The following is a 14,894-nucleotide window of genomic DNA, read 5'->3' as shown; positions in this document are numbered from 1 at the left end:
CCACATCTTTAGGAAAGGTTAACGGCGCTGCTGATATTTGCGGCGACGGTTCCATGAGGTCGCTGAGCTCAGGAAATGCAGCCGAGAATCGCGCCCGGCGTCGCGCAAACATGGTGCGCGCCGGCGCCCAGCAATTCGTCGCGGCTGCCGTAGCCGTACAGCACGCCGATGCCCTTCATGCCGTTGTTTTTCGCGCCGACCATGTCGTGGCTGCGATCGCCGATCATCAGGGTTTTGGACGGATCGACGCCGACTTCTTTCAACGCGTATTCCAGCAGATGCGATTTGTCGGCGCGGGTGCCGTCGTACTCGGCGCCGAACACGCGCTCGAAGTGCTTGCGCAATCCGAAATGGTCGATGATGCGCTCGGCGAACACGTGCGCCTTGCTGGTGGCGACGAACAGCCGGTAACCGGACGCACGGAGCGCCGTCAGCACCTCGTCGATCCCGTCGTAGACGCCGTTCTCATAGAGGCCGATGTCGGAAAATCGCTCACGGTAGAGCGCCACCGCGCGGTCGGCGGAATGATCGCCGCCGAGCAATCTGACAAAGCTCGAGCGCAGCGGCGGGCCGATGCACCAGGTCAGATCGTCGGCGGTCGGGATCGTTGGATGATCGAGCCGTTGCAGCGCATACTGAATCGAGCGGGTGATGCCCAGTTTCGGATCGGTCAGCGTTCCGTCGAGGTCGAAATAGATCGCGTCCATGGGCCCTCAGTTCGCGTAGCGCGCGGTGAGGTCGCGCGAGATCTTTGAACCTTCCTCAATATACCTGCGAATCGCGACCGAAGCTGCGGGTGTGCAGGTCCGGTAGGTCTGTTGAAAACCGTTATAGCCGCGGTTGAAGCCGGCGATCATGCGGGCGCGGCGGTCGCCGGAGGGGGTTTCGGCGTCGATCAGGGCCTGCATTTCGTTGCGCCATTTCGCCCCTTCGTTGGCGCCGCAAATGCCCCGGAGGTAGTGCAGGGTGCCGAGTATCTCGGCCAGCCGCTGCAGGTCGCCGTCAAATGGCGCGGCCGCATCCTGGGCCCGCGCCGGGGCCAGATGGCATGCCGAAATCAGGATAAGGGCGGCGAGGGCGTGTTTTAGCATCTGAGGGCCGATATGCCCCCTCGGGACGCCCGAGGCAAGGCGTCTAGACGAGCTTCCGGGCGGCCTCGATGACCTCCAGAAGGCCGCCGGTGACCTTGAGGTCGCCAAGCCCATCGGGGGCCAGCCATTTGAAATCGTCGTGCTCGTCGTTCAGGACCGGCTCCCGGGCCGTCCAGCGCGCCGCGAATGACATGATCAGATAGTGCCCGCCGCCGCCGGCTCCTGGCAGCACCTCGCGCCAGCCGGCCAGGCCCAAAATCTCGATTCTGAGCCCCGTTTCCTCGTCCACCTCTCGGTGGAGCGCCGCGTGCAGGGATTCGCCGAATTCGACCCGGCCGCCGGGGAGCGAGTAAAAACCCTTGCCGGGTGAGCGGGCGCGGCGGACCAGCAGCACCTTGCCGTCGCGAAAAATCGCGCCGCTGACGGCGAGCTGGGGGCGGGTCGGATGGACAGGCGAGGTCAAGGGACGGTCCGGTAAGCAGGTTCCTGTGGAACGATCATGCCCGATCGGTCTGCGCAGGTCTAATTGCAGCGGCTGGAGCCAGGCGGCTTAGTTCGTCAGCGCGGATTCGATGTCGGTATCGGAATTGCCGTTGATGACGCCGCCAGCCAGCGCCACCAGCGGCTTGACCCAGGCGGTGGCCTGCTCGGCCAGCGTGGAGCGGGTCTTGTCCTGCTGGGCTTCACGCATCGCCTTGCCCACCGCTGACAGAATCGAGGTCATGGTAGCCGTGAGCTTGTCGAAATCGGCCCGGACCTTGGGGTCGGCGCATTCATAGGCCTCGATCGCGAGGTCGCGGGCCTTGAAGTTGGAGGCCCAGAAATGCTCGGCGTAGGACAGTGGCGTCCATGTGAGAAAATCCTCCGCGCATTCCGGCATGTCCGGAACCATTTCGAGCAGCATGATGGCTTCGTTGAAATGATTCAGATAGTCGGTGGCGAGCCCGGTGCGGGGATTGATGTTGGCCGCACGCAATTGCTCCGCACGGGCCTCGTCTATACGGACCGTCGTCGGTGGCGGCATCGGGCGATCGGATCGCACTTCTGTGGCGGCCGTAGCATTCATCCGTTCCACTGTTAACATGGTGGGTTAACACCCATTAAACGGAAGCTTATGTTGGTCAGATAATGTGCGGACGTTTCGTCATTACCTCGCCGCCGGCGGCGCTTCGGCAGATCTTCGGCTATATCGAGCAACCTAATTTCCCGCCGCGGTATAATATCGCGCCGACTCAACCTGTTCCGGTGGTCATTCTGGAAAATGGCGGCCGCCATTTTCGGCTGATGCGCTGGGGGCTGGTGCCGGCCTGGGTCAAAGACCCTCGTAAATTTACCCTCCTGATCAACGCGCGCTCCGAGACGGTGCTCGACAAGCCCGCGTTCAAGAACGCGATCAAGCGGCGGCGCGTCCTGATCCCGGCCGACGGTTATTACGAATGGCAGGATGCTGATGGACGCAAGCGGCCGTTCTTCATCCACCGACGCGACGGCCATCCGGTCGGCTTTGCCGCGCTCGCGGAGACCTGGATGGGGCCGAACGGCGAGGAGACTGACAGCGTCGCCATCGTCACCGCGCCTGCCAGCCGCGATCTCGCCACGCTGCATCATCGCGTGCCCGTGACGATCGCGCCCGAAGCGTTCGAGCGCTGGCTCGACGGCCGGACCAATGACGCCAACGACGTGATGCCGCTATTGCGCGGGCCGGCCGAGGGCGAATTCGCCTGGCACGAGATTTCCACCCGCGTCAACCGTGTCGTCAATGACGACGCGCAATTGCTGCTGCCGATCACCGACGAGCAGCGGGCCGCGGAGGAGCCGAAGCCGAAGAAGGCCGCGCCGCGCAAGGCGGCATCGGTGGCGCCGGAGGATGACGGGCAGGGCTCGTTGTTTTGAGGCATCAGTTCTGTAGGGTGGGCAAAGCGCAGCGTGCCCACCATTTCCACCGCGTAATTCCGCTCGCAATGGTGGGCACGCTGCGCTTTGCCCACCCTACGGCCCTTACTTAAAAATATTCAGCGCCGCGTATTGCAACAGCATGATGGTCTTCGCGTCGACGATGCGGCCGTCCGATATCATCGCGAGCGCCTGGTCGATCGGCAATTCGAGCACCTCGATGTCCTCGCCTTCCTCGACGAGGCCGCCGCCGTCACCGATGCGCATCGCGGCTTCATATTCGGCGACGAAGAAGTGCAGTTTCTCGGTGACAGAGCCCGGGCTCATGAAGGCTTCGAAGATCTTGCGGACCTCGCCGAGCCGATAGCCGATTTCTTCCTCGGCCTCGGCGCGAATGCGCTCCTCCGGTGAAGCGTCATCGAGCATGCCGGCCGCGGCCTCGATCATCAGCTCGTCGTAGCCGGCAAGGTAGGTCGGCAGGCGGAACTGGCGCGTCAGCACGACGGTGCGACTTGCGACACGATACGCCAGCAGCGCCGCGGCATGGCCGCGGTCGAACACTTCGCGCTTCATCGTCTGCCACTCGCCGCTGCCGCGGCGATACTCGAACTCGACTTCGTTCAACCGGTAATGCCGGTCGGAGAGCACGTTGATGTTCTTGACGCGGACACGATCGGAAATGGTCATGAAAATCCTTCAGCTCACCGCGGCTCGCGGCCGTCGAGCCATTTGGTGAAGAACAAGATCTTCTGCTCGCCGAAGCCGATCGACTGGTAGAACGCGGCAACGCCGGAGTTTTCGGGGCGCACCAGCAATTGCAGTTTCGGTACCCCAGCGGCGCGCAGCCAGTCCTCGGCCGCATTCATAATGGCGCGGCCATAGCCCTTCGCGCGGCGATCGGGATCGGTGGCGACGTAATAGACCCAGCCGCGGTGGCCGTCATGGCCGACCATCGCGGTGGCGACGATCGCGCCACCGTCGCGGCCGATCAGCACGGTCGAATGCGGTCCGCGACGGGCGAGGGCAATGTCAGCGGCGGGATCGTTCCAGGGTCGCGTCAGGCCGCAGGCCTGCCACAGCGCGATTACGGTCGCAACGTCAGCGTCCACGATGTCCGCGATCGCGAGCGCGGGCGTTGTCTTCATTGCAGGCGCAGTCACAGCACCTTCCCAGGATTCATAATGCCGAGAGGATCGAGCATCGCCTTGATGCCGCGCATCAGCTCGATCGCGACCTTGTCTTTCACGTCGGGCAGTTCATCGCGCTTGAGCACGCCGATGCCGTGCTCGGCCGATATCGATCCGCCCATCCGCAGCACGATCTCGAACACGACTTCGTTGACCTCATGCCAGCGCGACATGAAGTCGGCGGTGTTGCCACCGACCGGCTGGCTGACATTGTAGTGGATGTTGCCGTCGCCGAGATGGCCGAACGGCACCGGCCGCGAGCCGGGGATCAATTTCACGACGGCCGCATTGGCTTCTTCGATAAACGCAGGGACCGCGGCAACCGGCACCGAGATATCGTGCTTGATCGAGCCGCCCTCCGGCTTCTGCGCCGCCGACATTTCATCGCGCAGTTTCCAGAATCCGGCGCGCTGCGTCAGGCTAGCCGCGATCACGGCGTCGTCGACGATGCCTTCGTCCATGCCTTTTGCGAGGATCGATTCCAGCGCGGCACTGGCGTCGTCGCGCGAGGACGACAATTCCATCAACACGTACCAGGGGTGCTTGGTCGTGAGGGGATCGCGGATGTCGATGCCGTGACGCAAGCTGAAATCGACGGCGATATCGGCCAGCAATTCGAAGCTGGTCAGGCTGCCGGCGGCCTCGTTCTGCGCAATTGACAACAGTTTGAGCGCCTGCGCCGGAGATTGAAGGCCGACATAGGCGGTCTCCACCGCGTGCGGCTTCGGAAACAGTTTTAGCGTCGCCGCGGTGATGATGCCGAGCGTGCCCTCGGCGCCGATGAAGAGGTTGCGCAGATCGTAGCCGGTATTGTCCTTCTTCAGTTTTGACAATCCGTTTAGGATGCGGCCGTCGGCCAGCACGACTTCCAGCCCGAGCGCCATCTCGCGCGCCACGCCATAGGCGAGCGCAGCGGTGCCGCCGGCATTGGTGGAGAGATTGCCGCCGATGGTGCAGCTTCCTTCCGCGCCGAGCGACAGCGGGAACAGGCGATCGACCTCGGCCGCGCGCTGCTGCGCGATTTGCAGCACGACGCCGGCTTCGCAGGTCATGGTGTTGGAGGCAGGATCGATTTCGCGAATCTTGTCCAGCCGTCGCAGCGAGACGACGACCTCGCCATTGTGCGGGGTCTGGCCGCCGACGAGGCCGGTATTGCCGCCCTGCGGCACCAGGGCAATCTTGTGCTCGCTGGCGAGCTTGCAGATTGCGGACACTTCCGCCGTCGAGCCGGGCCGCAGCACCAGCGGCGAGCGGCCGTGGAACAGGTCGCGTTCCTCGGTGACGTAGGGCGCAATATCGGCCGCATCGGTCACCGCATATTTGTCGCCAACGATGGCGCGGAATTTTGCGATCAGCTCGGCGGGAAGCGGCGGCACGGAATTCTGGACGACATTCATTTTCTTTTTCTCTTTCATTCTCGCCCATTCATTCTCGGCCGACTGCTGCGCGGCGCAGCCGGTCGTTAATGGCTTCGCCCAATCCCTCGTCCGGGATGGGCATCACTGCGATGGTGCGCGCCCCCTTGGCGTCGAGCGCGCGAAGATGGCCGAACAGGTTGGCGGCGGCCTCGTCGAGATCGCCGCGCTCCGACAGATTCATCACGTGAGAGGCGGCGTCAATTCCCGAAATTGCTCCGAGCCCGAACGCGAGCAATGCTTCGCCGGGCTCGAGCCCGACCGCGTTCAGCCGGACGCGCGCGCGCGGTGCGTAGTGCGAGGCCAGCATGCCCGGTGCCAGCGGCTGCCCGTTGTCGCTCTCGGCATCCGCCGGCGGCTGCGCAAGGGCGCGGCCGAGCACGCGCTCAATCTCGGCGCGCGGCAGGCCGCCGGGTCGCAGCAGCATCGGCTCCCCAAAGCAGCCGACGATGGTCGATTCAACGCCGACCTCGACCGCGCCGCCGTCGACGATCAGGTCGATCCGCCCTGCGAGGTCGCTCTGCACATGGGCGGCCGCGGTCGGCGAGACGTGGCCCGAAATGTTCGCGGATGGCGCCACCACCGGGCCGCCGAACACGCGCAGAATGTCGCGTGCGATCCTGTGGGCAGGGATGCGGACCGCGACCGTATCAAGGCCCGCGGTCGCGAGATCAGCGACCGCGCAATCTTCCGTCTTCGGCAGCACCAGCGTCAGCGGACCGGGCCAGAACGCTTCGGCCAGCGCCGCCGCCGCGGCGTCAAAACGGGCGATCAGTCGCGCGGCGGTGATATCACCGACATGGGCGATCAGCGGGTTGAAGGCCGGCCGGCCCTTGGCCTGGTAGAGGCGGGCGATCGCGGCCGGATTGGTGGCGTCGGCGCCGAGGCCGTAGACGGTCTCGGTCGGGAACGCGACCAGCCCGCCTGCCGCCAGCGCGCGCGCGGCAGCCACCACGGCGGTCTCGCCGGCGGGCAAAATCTGGGTTTTCAGGCCAACATTCACTGTGATTAATTTCCTTAATTCGGCTGCTTGCGGTCGCCGAAACCCAAGGCTATAAGCCGCGTTCCAAGTCGGAGTGTGGCTCAGCCCGGTAGAGCACTGCGTTCGGGACGCAGGGGTCGCAGGTTCGAATCCTGCCACTCCGACCAACGCAAATTCTTCAATAGAATCAGATGGTTAACGCAAGGTAGAGTTTCACCTCTCGAACTCGTGACCTAAGCTGAGAGCCAAAATCACCCCTTTTTAAAGCCTTTAGCAGGCGGTATCTTTGCACCGCCTACGATTTGACGCCTTTTTGCCCCTGACAGGCGTGGAACAGCGATTATCACCAGCGGGCAGTGCACCCAAAAAACCTATTCGAGTCAACTTCATGACCCAACATTTGCCAGCTCTAGGAACAGCAGCTTCGAATCTGCAACGCAGATCCAAATCTAAACTTCAAACCGGGAACAAAAGAAGACCGGGAATGAACGTGTTTGCAACGCACAACTTGAGATTTTGTCGGTCCCGGGGGGCGGTTCAGGCCGTGCGCTTAAGAACGCTTTCGGCTCTCTCGGCAATGATAGTCCCGGGCACACTGTTCCGCCCTCCGACTCTTGCGCAATCCCGTGATCGAGTTCGGATGCAGAGTTCGGCAACTGCTTCCCAGCGGTTCGCGTGTGGATAAAATGTCGGCCATAAGTCGTGTATTTATAGGCTTCACAATATGTAGCCTATAGAATGTTGATTTGTGCGGTGCGCGGTGGTGGCATCATGCCCATGGATGCACGACGCCGGCTTGCTTGGAATCTACGAAGATGGCGCGTTAGCCGCAACCTATCGCAGGAGCAACTTGCCGTTGATGCAACGGTGAATCGGACGTACGTCAGCAGTGTAGAGCGGGCCGCCGAAAACCCGACAATCGAGGTGTTGGAGCGTCTAGCTAAGGCGCTTTCGATCGACCTCGCAGATCTTTTTGTGAAGCCTGCTCCAAAAGAGCGGCCGCCCAAACCCCTTGTTGCTGGCCGAAAGAAAAGGTCTGAGCGGAAATCCGCAAAGCTCGTTGAAAAGGGTGCCAAAAGGTAGAAGGAGAAGAAAGCTAATAGGGCACTGCCCTCAAGGCTGAAACAGGGGTTCGATTCCCCTAGGGAGCGCCAGCGGCTTCAGAAGCGCTGATAGATCAAAAACATCTCGCAAATCATGGCTTTGTCTGCTGTCAGGTGGTAGCAGAGAGTAGTAGCTTTGACGCGCGCGCTGATGGGACTGATCAAGGATAGAAACGGCACTTACTATGCCCAACGAAGAGTGCCCGATCGCCTACAAGAGGCGGTTGCCCGTGTGCTCAATTCGGGCCGGGATCGGCAGGTCTTCCTCAAGAAATCACTTGGGACGAAAAGCCTCAAGGCAGCCAATGTAGCTGCAACATACGTCCTAGCGGACTTCGACCGAACACTTGCGGATGCGGAGGCGTTGCTCAAAGAACGCCCTATCATTCCTTCGCTCTCCGACGCTCAGATAAAGCGCATGGCCGAGAGCTATTACGCCAGCATCTTGGCCGATGACGAGGAGGAGCGCCGAGAGGGCACCGGTTCGGAGCCTCTCTTTCAGAGCATTGCAAAGCAGCTCACCGCTGCGGGTATCGAATACCAAACACCGTTTGCTGTGGGAGCGGTGCCAGAGGCGGGCTTGTCGGATCGTGAAATTATCAAGCGTGAGGGCACACTCGAGTATCAATTAGCCGTCGTCCCTGCGGCGTTAGCTCGTGGCGACATAACCGCCATCCAGGAGGAGCTGGACATTCTGATGAACGCGTTCCAGCTCAACGTTGCCTCCGGGAAGAGCCTCAACACCTACGTGGCTCGATTGAGTTACGGTGAAGTGGAGGTGGAGAAACTGCTCAAGGGACGCAGTCCCTACATTTCCATTCAGAGCGGGAATTGCCCCGAGAAGTTTGGGGTACCAGCTATTGTACTCTTTCCTGCCGCCGCAAATGGACCGGCCTGACTCCCGGCTAAGACGGGAGAGCCGAGGTTGTGGATCACTCCGGTAACCCAGCTTTTCGCAAGCCTTCTATAAATATCGCAATGTGTTCCGATCGGCGAAACGGTATCCGTTCTTTGAGGTCTGAGATGCTCAGAGGGTTGGAGTTCACGAATGCGTGCCACCGCCCTTTGCGCCCGATCCGCGGCCCCAGCAAGCGCGCTACTCGCCGCAACAAGGCAAAGTGCCGGGCGATAGTTAGGTCTATCTCGTAAGCACTGCTCCGCGGCTGACAATGCCTCATGATGGCGGCCGGCGAAGAAATGAGCATAGGCGGTCCCGGCGTTCACGCCCCAGATAAACGGATCGAATGGGCTTAGGCGTTCAGCGCGCGAGAAATGCTCAATCGCCACATCAGTCTCGCCCTCGAGGACCCTTACCCAGCCACTGACGAACCACGCGGTCCCAAGGTTGGGATTGAGCACGCGAGCCCGATCGACCAGGGCGACACCCAAGGCGGAGTCGTGGGCGACGCTTGCAAGAACAAACCCCGCCGCACATAGCGTTGTCGCATCATCGGTACCCAATGATGCTGCGCGTCGCGCCAGTCGCTCGGCTTCGAGCGTCTCGTGCCTATAGTCGCCTGTCCAATTCGAAACAAAAGCGAAGTGACACCATGCGGCCATCCCATACGCTGAACCAAAACTGGGATCGAGTTGGATTGCTTTATTGAACAGCTCCAACGCTTCGGCAATAGCTTTCCTGTTTCCTCGATGAAAGCTCGCCATTCCTTGTAGGTAATAGTCGTAGGCGTCGAGGCTCTCGGTTGGCTTGCGCCTCACCCGCTCCATCTCAGCCTGCTCCAGCTTTGGGGCAATGGCGCCCACGACGCTGGCGGACATATGGTCCTGCAGGTCGAAGATGTCTTCGAGTGCGCCGTCGAAGCGATCCGCCCAAAGGTGCGCGCCGGTTGACGCATCGATGAGCTGGCCGGCGATGCGTATCCGGTTCGCCGCCTTGCGCACGCTGCCTTCGAGCACATAGCGAACCCCCAGTTCGCGACCCACTTGCTTCACGTCAACAGCGCGTCCCTTGTACGTAAAGCTCGAATTGCGCGCGATCACGAACAGTTCGTGGAAGCGGGATAGTGCGGTGATGATCTCTTCCACCACGCCATCGGCGAAATATTCCTGCTCTGGGTCGCCGCTCATGTTTTGAAAGGGAAGGACGGCGATTGATGGCTTGTTCGGCAGGGGCAAGGCGGATCGTTGGGCCGCCGCTCCAGCACTAGGCCGCACACGATAGACCCGAACAGGTCGAATGATATTCTTGAGCCGCTGCTCACCCGCATCCTCGAAGACGACGTCAAGTTTTCCTTGGATGTCCTCCAGTACGCGCCCCGCAATGCAGATGCCGCCAGCCTCAGCTATCCCTTCGAGGCGTACCGCCACATTGACCCCATCACCGAAGATGTCGCCCCCGTCGAGCATGACATCGCCGACATTGATGCCGATGCGGAACTCAATCCGTCTTTCGTGCGACACGTCGGCATTGCGCTCCGCCATGCTCCGCTGGACCTCGACAGCACAGCGCACCGCATCCACAACGCTACTAAACTCAGCTAGCAGCCCATCTCCGGTGTTCTTGACGACCCGCCCACGGTGCTCAGCGATCTTCGGATTGACGAGGAGGCGCAAGTGATCTTGGAGCTGGGCATGTGTGCCTTCCTCGTCCAGGCCGGTCAGTCGGCTGTAGCCAGCCACATCGGCCGCCAAGATGGCCACGAGGCCGCGCTCAACACGCTCGATGGGCACGGGGCGTCCCTCCGCAGCATGAGTTTGTTCCAGTATAGCCTTAGGTGAGCTAACGGGACAGCACAGTGTGGGTCTATTAGCGCGACCGATGTTTTCTGCGGCTCCACCTTGGCGCCCTGAGCGCCCCCGGCGTCGCCTCGACAGGGCTCCAACAGTCGGCGAGGTGTGGCGATGCCCGACAGAGTCGCGCCGGTTTTGGCCCATCGCCGTCACGCCACAGCAAGTCGAAGGCGTAGTAAACCAACCGGTCCTGCCGGCCGGCCGCCAACTCCGCTTGCAGTTCTGAGAAATTGGTGCGGCCTTCATGGGTGACCACCACTTCGCCGTCGATGATGGCTTCGCCGGGGATATCCAGCGCACCAGCAATCACCGAGAAGCGCTTGGTCCAGTCCAGTCCGTTACGGGTGAAGACCTTCTTCCTTCCCCGGTTGAGGTGGACCTGGATGCGGTAACCGTCGAACTTGATCTCATGAAGCCACTGCTCGCCCTTCGGCGCTTTGGCCTTCAACGTCGCGAGTTGGGGCTTAATGAAGCCCGGCATCTGAGTACGCTTTGACAATTTCTCAACTCACAAAAACGCCCACCGGAAAACAGGCATTCTTGCGTAGTTCTCAGAAATCTCGAACAATCAGGGGACGTGATCCTTCGTGCCATCACCCAATGATCAATGGGAGCGAAGAATTCGCAGCCAAACCGGCAATCAAGCGGCGGGGGCTTGGCCAATCGCGCGGTTGATAGCATCCAGTAAGGTATCTTGCGAGAAGGGTTTCTCAACGAGCAACCTGCCTTTTAGCTCGGCCGGCATCGTTTGGTTGGTGTATCCACTGACGAAAATAATCGGGACGTTTCGTCTGTCGAGGATATGGACGACCGGGGTTATAAGAACACCCGCGATGTTAATGTCTAGCAGAGCTAGATCGAAACGACCCGTCTCAGCTAGTGACATGGCCGCCTGGATGTTTGCGGCTTCCGCAACGATCAAGTGTCCCAGATCTTTCACAATTTCAGCCAACATCATCCCGATCAGAGTTTCGTCCTCGACCAGCAATGTAGAGATTGTGCGCATGAGGGAATCCCAGACTATCGCCGACCGAGTTAGTCTTCTGTCTTCACATCAGGCGGCTTGATGCTGACTTGCGGCGGAGCCTCGCCAACCCGATCCTTTAGATCGGCGGCAGCCTCAACGAGCCGACCAGCTAACGCGGGATCAGAAGTTGTCTTTGCCATTTTTAGGAGTGCTGCCGCTGCTTGGCGGGCGTGGACGCGACTTTGAGACATGGTCCCCCAATTACGCACGACTATGGAATTCGCAGCAACGCCGGAGTGAGGTTTTCGTTCCGCAAGGACGCTCAAAGGATTGCAACCAACCTCAATCAGGGGACGTGATCGCCTCTGCTACTACCTCCAATGCTCTGCGGCTTACTTAGAAAATAATCCCGGTTACCCAATGCCGCTTCCGCGTATTGGTCAATGGAAACGATGATCGCCTGGACATGTTGGTAGCGCCAACCTTCGCGCGGAGCTAATCGCCGAACCTCCGCAAGCGCCTTGATGAAGGGCGGCGGGTCGGGGTCATCCTGAAAGTGCTTCACCACTTCCTACCTCCCAACACTTTCCCTTTGGTCGGGCCGGGCTGCTCCTTTTTCAGCCGGTCGCGCTCCTCACAAAGTCTATCGATGTTGTGCAACATCCTCTCTAACAGCGCTTCGGCAGACGCCGTGGGAATGCCAGCCCTTTGCAATTGCCTGATCTCACCGCGCTGGCGGTGGACCTGCGTGCGCGTGCGTTCGATCTCGGCCCGAACGAATTCGATAGTCGGCATGGTGCGCCTTGGTGGTGGGAGAGAAGGGGCACTATAAGAACAAAACATGAACAAAACAAGCCGCTAGGTTTAGCGGGTTGGGCAGCCGGTGGTCCTTTCTTTTGTGGCAACCCTGTGGGTGAGGATCGCGCCCGCTATTGCCCTAGCGCATAGGTTGCGAAACAGTGAACATGAGGCCGCGCATAGAACGTATTGAGGGAGGGACATTGAAGACAATTACAATTTCAAATGCCGAGTACGTGGAAATTGCCGGTCGAGATGAATCCCACTTCTTTGATATCAAGGCGCATGCCGTCGGTGGTCGCGCGATCCAGAAAATTGCCGCCGCATTTTCAAATGCGGATGGCGGTGAGTTGATAATTGGCATTCGCGACAAAGGAGCTGGTTTACTGCTTCGTGACCGATGGGACGGCGTTGATGACATCGAACAATTAAACGGTCACATCCAAGCACTTTTTGAGGTGAAGCCTGCGCTTGACGTCCGCTATGAACTTATCAAGCGAGAAGGAGTCTCAGGTTATGCTCTTCGCGTGTTGGTGGAAAAAGGCACCCAAGTCTGCACTACGGCGGATGGCACGATCTATGTTCGGCAAGGGGCTCAATCATTACCAATAAAAGAGCCAGAGCGAATACAGCAACTTAGCTTTTCGAAGGGTGCAGTGTCGTTCGAGGATGCTTTGCTTACGCAACTTCCGGCCGAGCAGATCGTTGAGGCAAAGGAGATTTCGCTTTTTCTGGCGGATTATTCTCCCAAAACCGATCCGCTCGAGTTTGCGATAAATCAAAACCTGTTGGATTTTCGAACTTGGCAGCCGCGGACCGTGGCGGCCCTATTATTTCACCCATCTCCCAGTGCTGTAATTCCAAAAAAGTGCGCGATCAAAATCACCCGTTATGAAACTAAAGAAGACGATCCCGAACGGGACCATCTTGCGGAGCAGTTCACTGTCGAAGGTCCCGCTTATCAGCTTATTCACCAGGCTGTCGGGCGCGTAACGGCAATGATGTCCAGCATTGAAGTCTGGTCCACAAAGGGGTTGAAGAAATTAGAATACCCGCCTGAGGCCCTGTGGGAGACGATAGTGAACGCCGTCATCCATCGTGACTACTCAATATCAGATGACATTCAAATTCTGGTGTTCGATAACCGCATCGAAATTCTTAGCCCCGGCAAACTGCCCGGCAATGTCACTATTGAGAACATCCTGAGTGCGCGTTTTTCCCGGAACGCCAAATTGGTCCGAACACTAAATCGATATCGAGATCCCCCAAACAAGGACCTAGGAGAGGGCCTCAACACGACTTTTCAGAAGATGAAAGAGTTTGGCTTGAAAGATCCCGTTATTACAGAGGAAGGAAACTACTTAAAGGTGGTGTTGCCCCATCTTCCGCTCGCGGTGCCTACCGTCGCGATCATGGATTTCTTGCGGCAACACGACCAGATTAGTAATCGGCAAGCTCGCGATCTTACCGGCATAAGGTCCGAGATTCTGTGAAAACTGAGTTCTACAAGCTTCGGGATGAAGGGCACATCGAGCGGGTGCCGGGCCTAGCAGGTAGTAGATCGGCCTGGCGTTTGACCCCAAAGGGCAAAACCTTCCTGGGCGAATGATGTCCCTCGTCTCATCGGTTCAGAAAATATTGCTGCAGCGACGGCCAGCACCCGCTTCCTCACGGAATCAGCGATGAACAACGGGTTCACCACGTGTTCATCGGCAAACTCCTAATAGGCGCTTGGGAGGCGGCCTTTAGGGAGGGTGGACGCATGTCGAATGCCCGGGACGGCTTCGATGCCATTGGAGTTGTGGTCGATTGGATCGACGCCTGTAAGCAGCGTCGGCTAGATGATTTGCTAAACCTTTATGATGCCGCCGCCACTGTTGAATGCTGCGAAGGCGGAAGCTTTCGAGGTCGATCTGAGATGGAAAGGTATTGGCGTCCGAGGTTGGCGAGAGCGGTGACCGGCGCTTTCGAGATCGACACGTTGATGCCGGAAGCAGATGGCGCGATCCTCGATTATCGAGGCTACGACGGCGTTTCAGTGCGGACGCATTTCTGCTTCACAAGTACAGGCAAGATAAGTCTCACAGCCTGCGCGCCTATTCGAGCAGCCGCCTAAAGTGCCTTGGCCGCCGCTGCCGGCGGCCTTACTCTTCTGTCCAACTGCGTGTGCCGCACTGGCATTCGAACATGCGGACCGTCTTCCCGGTCTTAGAGTCCATCATCTTGCGGACGATCCTTGGCTGTGCGCCGCATTTACATGGAGGCCCTTCGCGCGGCTTTGGGTCTGAATAGGTATTGCTACTAACAAGGTTCATTACTCACTCCTACCGAGCGAGCCTAAGTCAAAAAGTGCACACTAGTTCCTAATATGCGTATCTGATTTGCAACCCGGTATGGAACAAACTTGTGATGAGAGGTCGAGGCGTAGGGCGACCCTAGGAGGGGATTCCAATTTCTTTGATTGCCATCGCTGAAAGCTCTGCCGGGTCTTGGATACCCGTCTGAGCAATCTCGATTATCGTCCTGGCGATCATTTCGGTGATGGGGTCATCGCGATCTACAAGGCCAATAGCGCGTAATGTCTTCTCGTATGCCGCTTCTAGGCTCCTGATCAGCTCAGGCTCCAGCGGAGAATCCTTCAACAGTCTGTAAATGGCCATCGGTTCCTCAAACAGGACTTTACAAAACCTCCGGCCTGCAGGGACTTATT

18 protein-coding genes and 1 tRNA gene are annotated in these 14,894 nt (G+C 59.5%); 6 read left to right on the top strand and 13 right to left on the bottom strand.

Annotated features, from left to right (window positions below; all coding sequences use genetic code 11):
• Positions 1-68: 68 nt before the first annotated feature.
• The 4 genes from AC0QUY_RS23815 to AC0QUY_RS23800 all read right to left on the bottom strand — a co-directional run bounded on the left by AC0QUY_RS23815 (position 69) and on the right by AC0QUY_RS23800 (position 2,115).
• On the bottom strand, positions 69-707 hold the full coding sequence (locus tag AC0QUY_RS23815; protein WP_475388655.1) for an HAD family hydrolase: 639 nt from the start codon (positions 705-707) through the stop codon (positions 69-71).
• Positions 708-713: 6 nt separating this feature from the next.
• Positions 714-1,091, bottom strand: a complete 378-nt coding sequence (locus tag AC0QUY_RS23810) for a TIGR02301 family protein (protein ID WP_065727355.1) — start codon at positions 1,089-1,091, stop codon at positions 714-716.
• Between the two features lie 43 nt (positions 1,092-1,134).
• On the bottom strand, positions 1,135-1,554 hold the full coding sequence (locus AC0QUY_RS23805; RefSeq protein WP_161852446.1) for an NUDIX hydrolase: 420 nt from the start codon (positions 1,552-1,554) through the stop codon (positions 1,135-1,137).
• 87 nt (positions 1,555-1,641) lie between these two features.
• Entirely contained in the window at positions 1,642-2,115 is a 474-nt protein-coding gene (locus AC0QUY_RS23800) for a hypothetical protein (RefSeq protein WP_161852447.1), read from the bottom strand.
• Between the two features lie 104 nt (positions 2,116-2,219).
• Between AC0QUY_RS23800 and AC0QUY_RS23795 the strand changes: the two genes are divergently transcribed.
• The gene (locus tag AC0QUY_RS23795; RefSeq protein WP_475388654.1) at positions 2,220-2,984 is read left to right on the top strand and encodes an SOS response-associated peptidase; all 765 of its coding nucleotides are present in this window, start codon (positions 2,220-2,222) and stop codon (positions 2,982-2,984) included.
• Between the two features lie 105 nt (positions 2,985-3,089).
• On the opposite strand, the gene AC0QUY_RS23790 is transcribed toward AC0QUY_RS23795, so the two are convergent.
• From AC0QUY_RS23790 to AC0QUY_RS23775, 4 genes are read right to left on the bottom strand one after another with little or no spacing between them, the layout of a single operon-like run.
• The gene (locus tag AC0QUY_RS23790; protein ID WP_161852449.1) at positions 3,090-3,671 is read right to left on the bottom strand and encodes an NUDIX hydrolase; all 582 of its coding nucleotides are present in this window, start codon (positions 3,669-3,671) and stop codon (positions 3,090-3,092) included.
• 14 nt (positions 3,672-3,685) lie between these two features.
• Entirely contained in the window at positions 3,686-4,129 is a 444-nt protein-coding gene (locus tag AC0QUY_RS23785) for a GNAT family acetyltransferase (RefSeq protein WP_161856449.1), read from the bottom strand.
• Between the two features lie 11 nt (positions 4,130-4,140).
• Positions 4,141-5,568 carry an FAD-binding oxidoreductase gene (locus AC0QUY_RS23780; protein WP_161852450.1) on the bottom strand — a complete coding sequence of 476 codons (1,428 nt, stop codon included), beginning with the start codon at positions 5,566-5,568 and terminating at the stop codon, positions 4,141-4,143.
• Between the two features lie 28 nt (positions 5,569-5,596).
• On the bottom strand, positions 5,597-6,589 hold the full coding sequence (locus tag AC0QUY_RS23775) for an L-threonylcarbamoyladenylate synthase (RefSeq protein ID WP_475388653.1): 993 nt from the start codon (positions 6,587-6,589) through the stop codon (positions 5,597-5,599).
• 69 nt (positions 6,590-6,658) lie between these two features.
• Between AC0QUY_RS23775 and AC0QUY_RS23770 the strand changes: the two genes are divergently transcribed.
• From AC0QUY_RS23770 to AC0QUY_RS23760, 3 genes are all read left to right on the top strand, one after another.
• Positions 6,659-6,735 (top strand) — tRNA-Pro (locus AC0QUY_RS23770).
• Between the two features lie 571 nt (positions 6,736-7,306).
• Entirely contained in the window at positions 7,307-7,651 is a 345-nt protein-coding gene (locus AC0QUY_RS23765; protein ID WP_475388651.1) for a helix-turn-helix domain-containing protein, read from the top strand.
• Positions 7,652-7,822: 171 nt separating this feature from the next.
• Positions 7,823-8,569: a DUF6538 domain-containing protein gene (locus AC0QUY_RS23760; protein ID WP_475388650.1), complete on the top strand. Its 747-nt coding sequence runs from the start codon at positions 7,823-7,825 to the stop codon at positions 8,567-8,569.
• Here AC0QUY_RS23760 and AC0QUY_RS23755 read toward each other — a convergent pair.
• The 4 genes from AC0QUY_RS23755 to AC0QUY_RS23740 all read right to left on the bottom strand — a co-directional run bounded on the left by AC0QUY_RS23755 (position 8,491) and on the right by AC0QUY_RS23740 (position 12,181).
• Positions 8,491-10,329, bottom strand: coding sequence for an adenylate/guanylate cyclase domain-containing protein (locus AC0QUY_RS23755; protein WP_475388648.1), 1,839 nt, complete (start codon positions 10,327-10,329; stop codon positions 8,491-8,493). The two genes, AC0QUY_RS23760 and AC0QUY_RS23755, sit on opposite strands and share 79 nt — an antisense overlap.
• Positions 10,330-10,435: 106 nt before the next feature.
• Complete coding sequence (locus AC0QUY_RS23750; protein WP_475388646.1) at positions 10,436-10,900, bottom strand: ATP-dependent DNA ligase; 465 nt, start codon at positions 10,898-10,900, stop codon at positions 10,436-10,438.
• Positions 10,901-11,059: 159 nt separating this feature from the next.
• The gene (locus tag AC0QUY_RS23745) at positions 11,060-11,425 is read right to left on the bottom strand and encodes a response regulator (protein WP_475388645.1); all 366 of its coding nucleotides are present in this window, start codon (positions 11,423-11,425) and stop codon (positions 11,060-11,062) included.
• Positions 11,426-11,947: 522 nt separating this feature from the next.
• Positions 11,948-12,181 carry a hypothetical protein gene (locus AC0QUY_RS23740; RefSeq protein ID WP_475388643.1) on the bottom strand — a complete coding sequence of 78 codons (234 nt, stop codon included), beginning with the start codon at positions 12,179-12,181 and terminating at the stop codon, positions 11,948-11,950.
• 206 nt (positions 12,182-12,387) lie between these two features.
• On the opposite strand from AC0QUY_RS23740, the gene AC0QUY_RS23735 reads away from it, so the two are divergent.
• Complete coding sequence (locus tag AC0QUY_RS23735; RefSeq protein ID WP_475388641.1) at positions 12,388-13,677, top strand: ATP-binding protein; 1,290 nt, start codon at positions 12,388-12,390, stop codon at positions 13,675-13,677.
• Positions 13,678-13,946: 269 nt separating this feature from the next.
• Positions 13,947-14,300, top strand: coding sequence for a nuclear transport factor 2 family protein (locus AC0QUY_RS23730; protein WP_475388640.1), 354 nt, complete (start codon positions 13,947-13,949; stop codon positions 14,298-14,300).
• Between the two features lie 319 nt (positions 14,301-14,619).
• On the opposite strand, the gene AC0QUY_RS23725 is transcribed toward AC0QUY_RS23730, so the two are convergent.
• A complete protein-coding gene (locus AC0QUY_RS23725) occupies positions 14,620-14,844 on the bottom strand; it encodes a hypothetical protein (protein ID WP_475388639.1) in 225 nt (74 codons plus the stop codon).
• Between the last annotated feature and the right edge of the window lie 50 nt (positions 14,845-14,894).

This window comes from Bradyrhizobium sp. WYCCWR15520 (assembly GCF_056174665.1).
Note: the sequence above shows the minus strand (reverse complement) of the source record. Positions and strands in the feature narration are given on the sequence as shown.

Coding starts and splice junctions, on each gene's coding strand:
- AC0QUY_RS23815 (WP_475388655.1), bottom strand. CDS start 707: ATGGACGCGATCTATTTCGACCTCGACGGAACGCTGACCGATCCGAAA.
- AC0QUY_RS23810 (WP_065727355.1), bottom strand. CDS start 1,091: ATGCTAAAACACGCCCTCGCCGCCCTTATCCTGATTTCGGCATGCCAT.
- AC0QUY_RS23800 (WP_161852447.1), bottom strand. CDS start 2,115: ATGCCGCCACCGACGACGGTCCGTATAGACGAGGCCCGTGCGGAGCAA.
- AC0QUY_RS23795 (WP_475388654.1), top strand. CDS start 2,220: ATGTGCGGACGTTTCGTCATTACCTCGCCGCCGGCGGCGCTTCGGCAG.
- AC0QUY_RS23790 (WP_161852449.1), bottom strand. CDS start 3,671: ATGACCATTTCCGATCGTGTCCGCGTCAAGAACATCAACGTGCTCTCC.
- AC0QUY_RS23785 (WP_161856449.1), bottom strand. CDS start 4,129: ATGAAGACAACGCCCGCGCTCGCGATCGCGGACATCGTGGACGCTGAC.
- AC0QUY_RS23780 (WP_161852450.1), bottom strand. CDS start 5,568: ATGAATGTCGTCCAGAATTCCGTGCCGCCGCTTCCCGCCGAGCTGATC.
- AC0QUY_RS23765 (WP_475388651.1), top strand. CDS start 7,307: ATGTTGATTTGTGCGGTGCGCGGTGGTGGCATCATGCCCATGGATGCA.
- AC0QUY_RS23760 (WP_475388650.1), top strand. CDS start 7,823: ATGGGACTGATCAAGGATAGAAACGGCACTTACTATGCCCAACGAAGA.
- AC0QUY_RS23750 (WP_475388646.1), bottom strand. CDS start 10,900: ATGCCGGGCTTCATTAAGCCCCAACTCGCGACGTTGAAGGCCAAAGCG.
- AC0QUY_RS23745 (WP_475388645.1), bottom strand. CDS start 11,425: ATGCGCACAATCTCTACATTGCTGGTCGAGGACGAAACTCTGATCGGG.
- AC0QUY_RS23740 (WP_475388643.1), bottom strand. CDS start 12,181: ATGCCGACTATCGAATTCGTTCGGGCCGAGATCGAACGCACGCGCACG.
- AC0QUY_RS23730 (WP_475388640.1), top strand. CDS start 13,947: ATGTCGAATGCCCGGGACGGCTTCGATGCCATTGGAGTTGTGGTCGAT.
- AC0QUY_RS23725 (WP_475388639.1), bottom strand. CDS start 14,844: ATGGCCATTTACAGACTGTTGAAGGATTCTCCGCTGGAGCCTGAGCTG.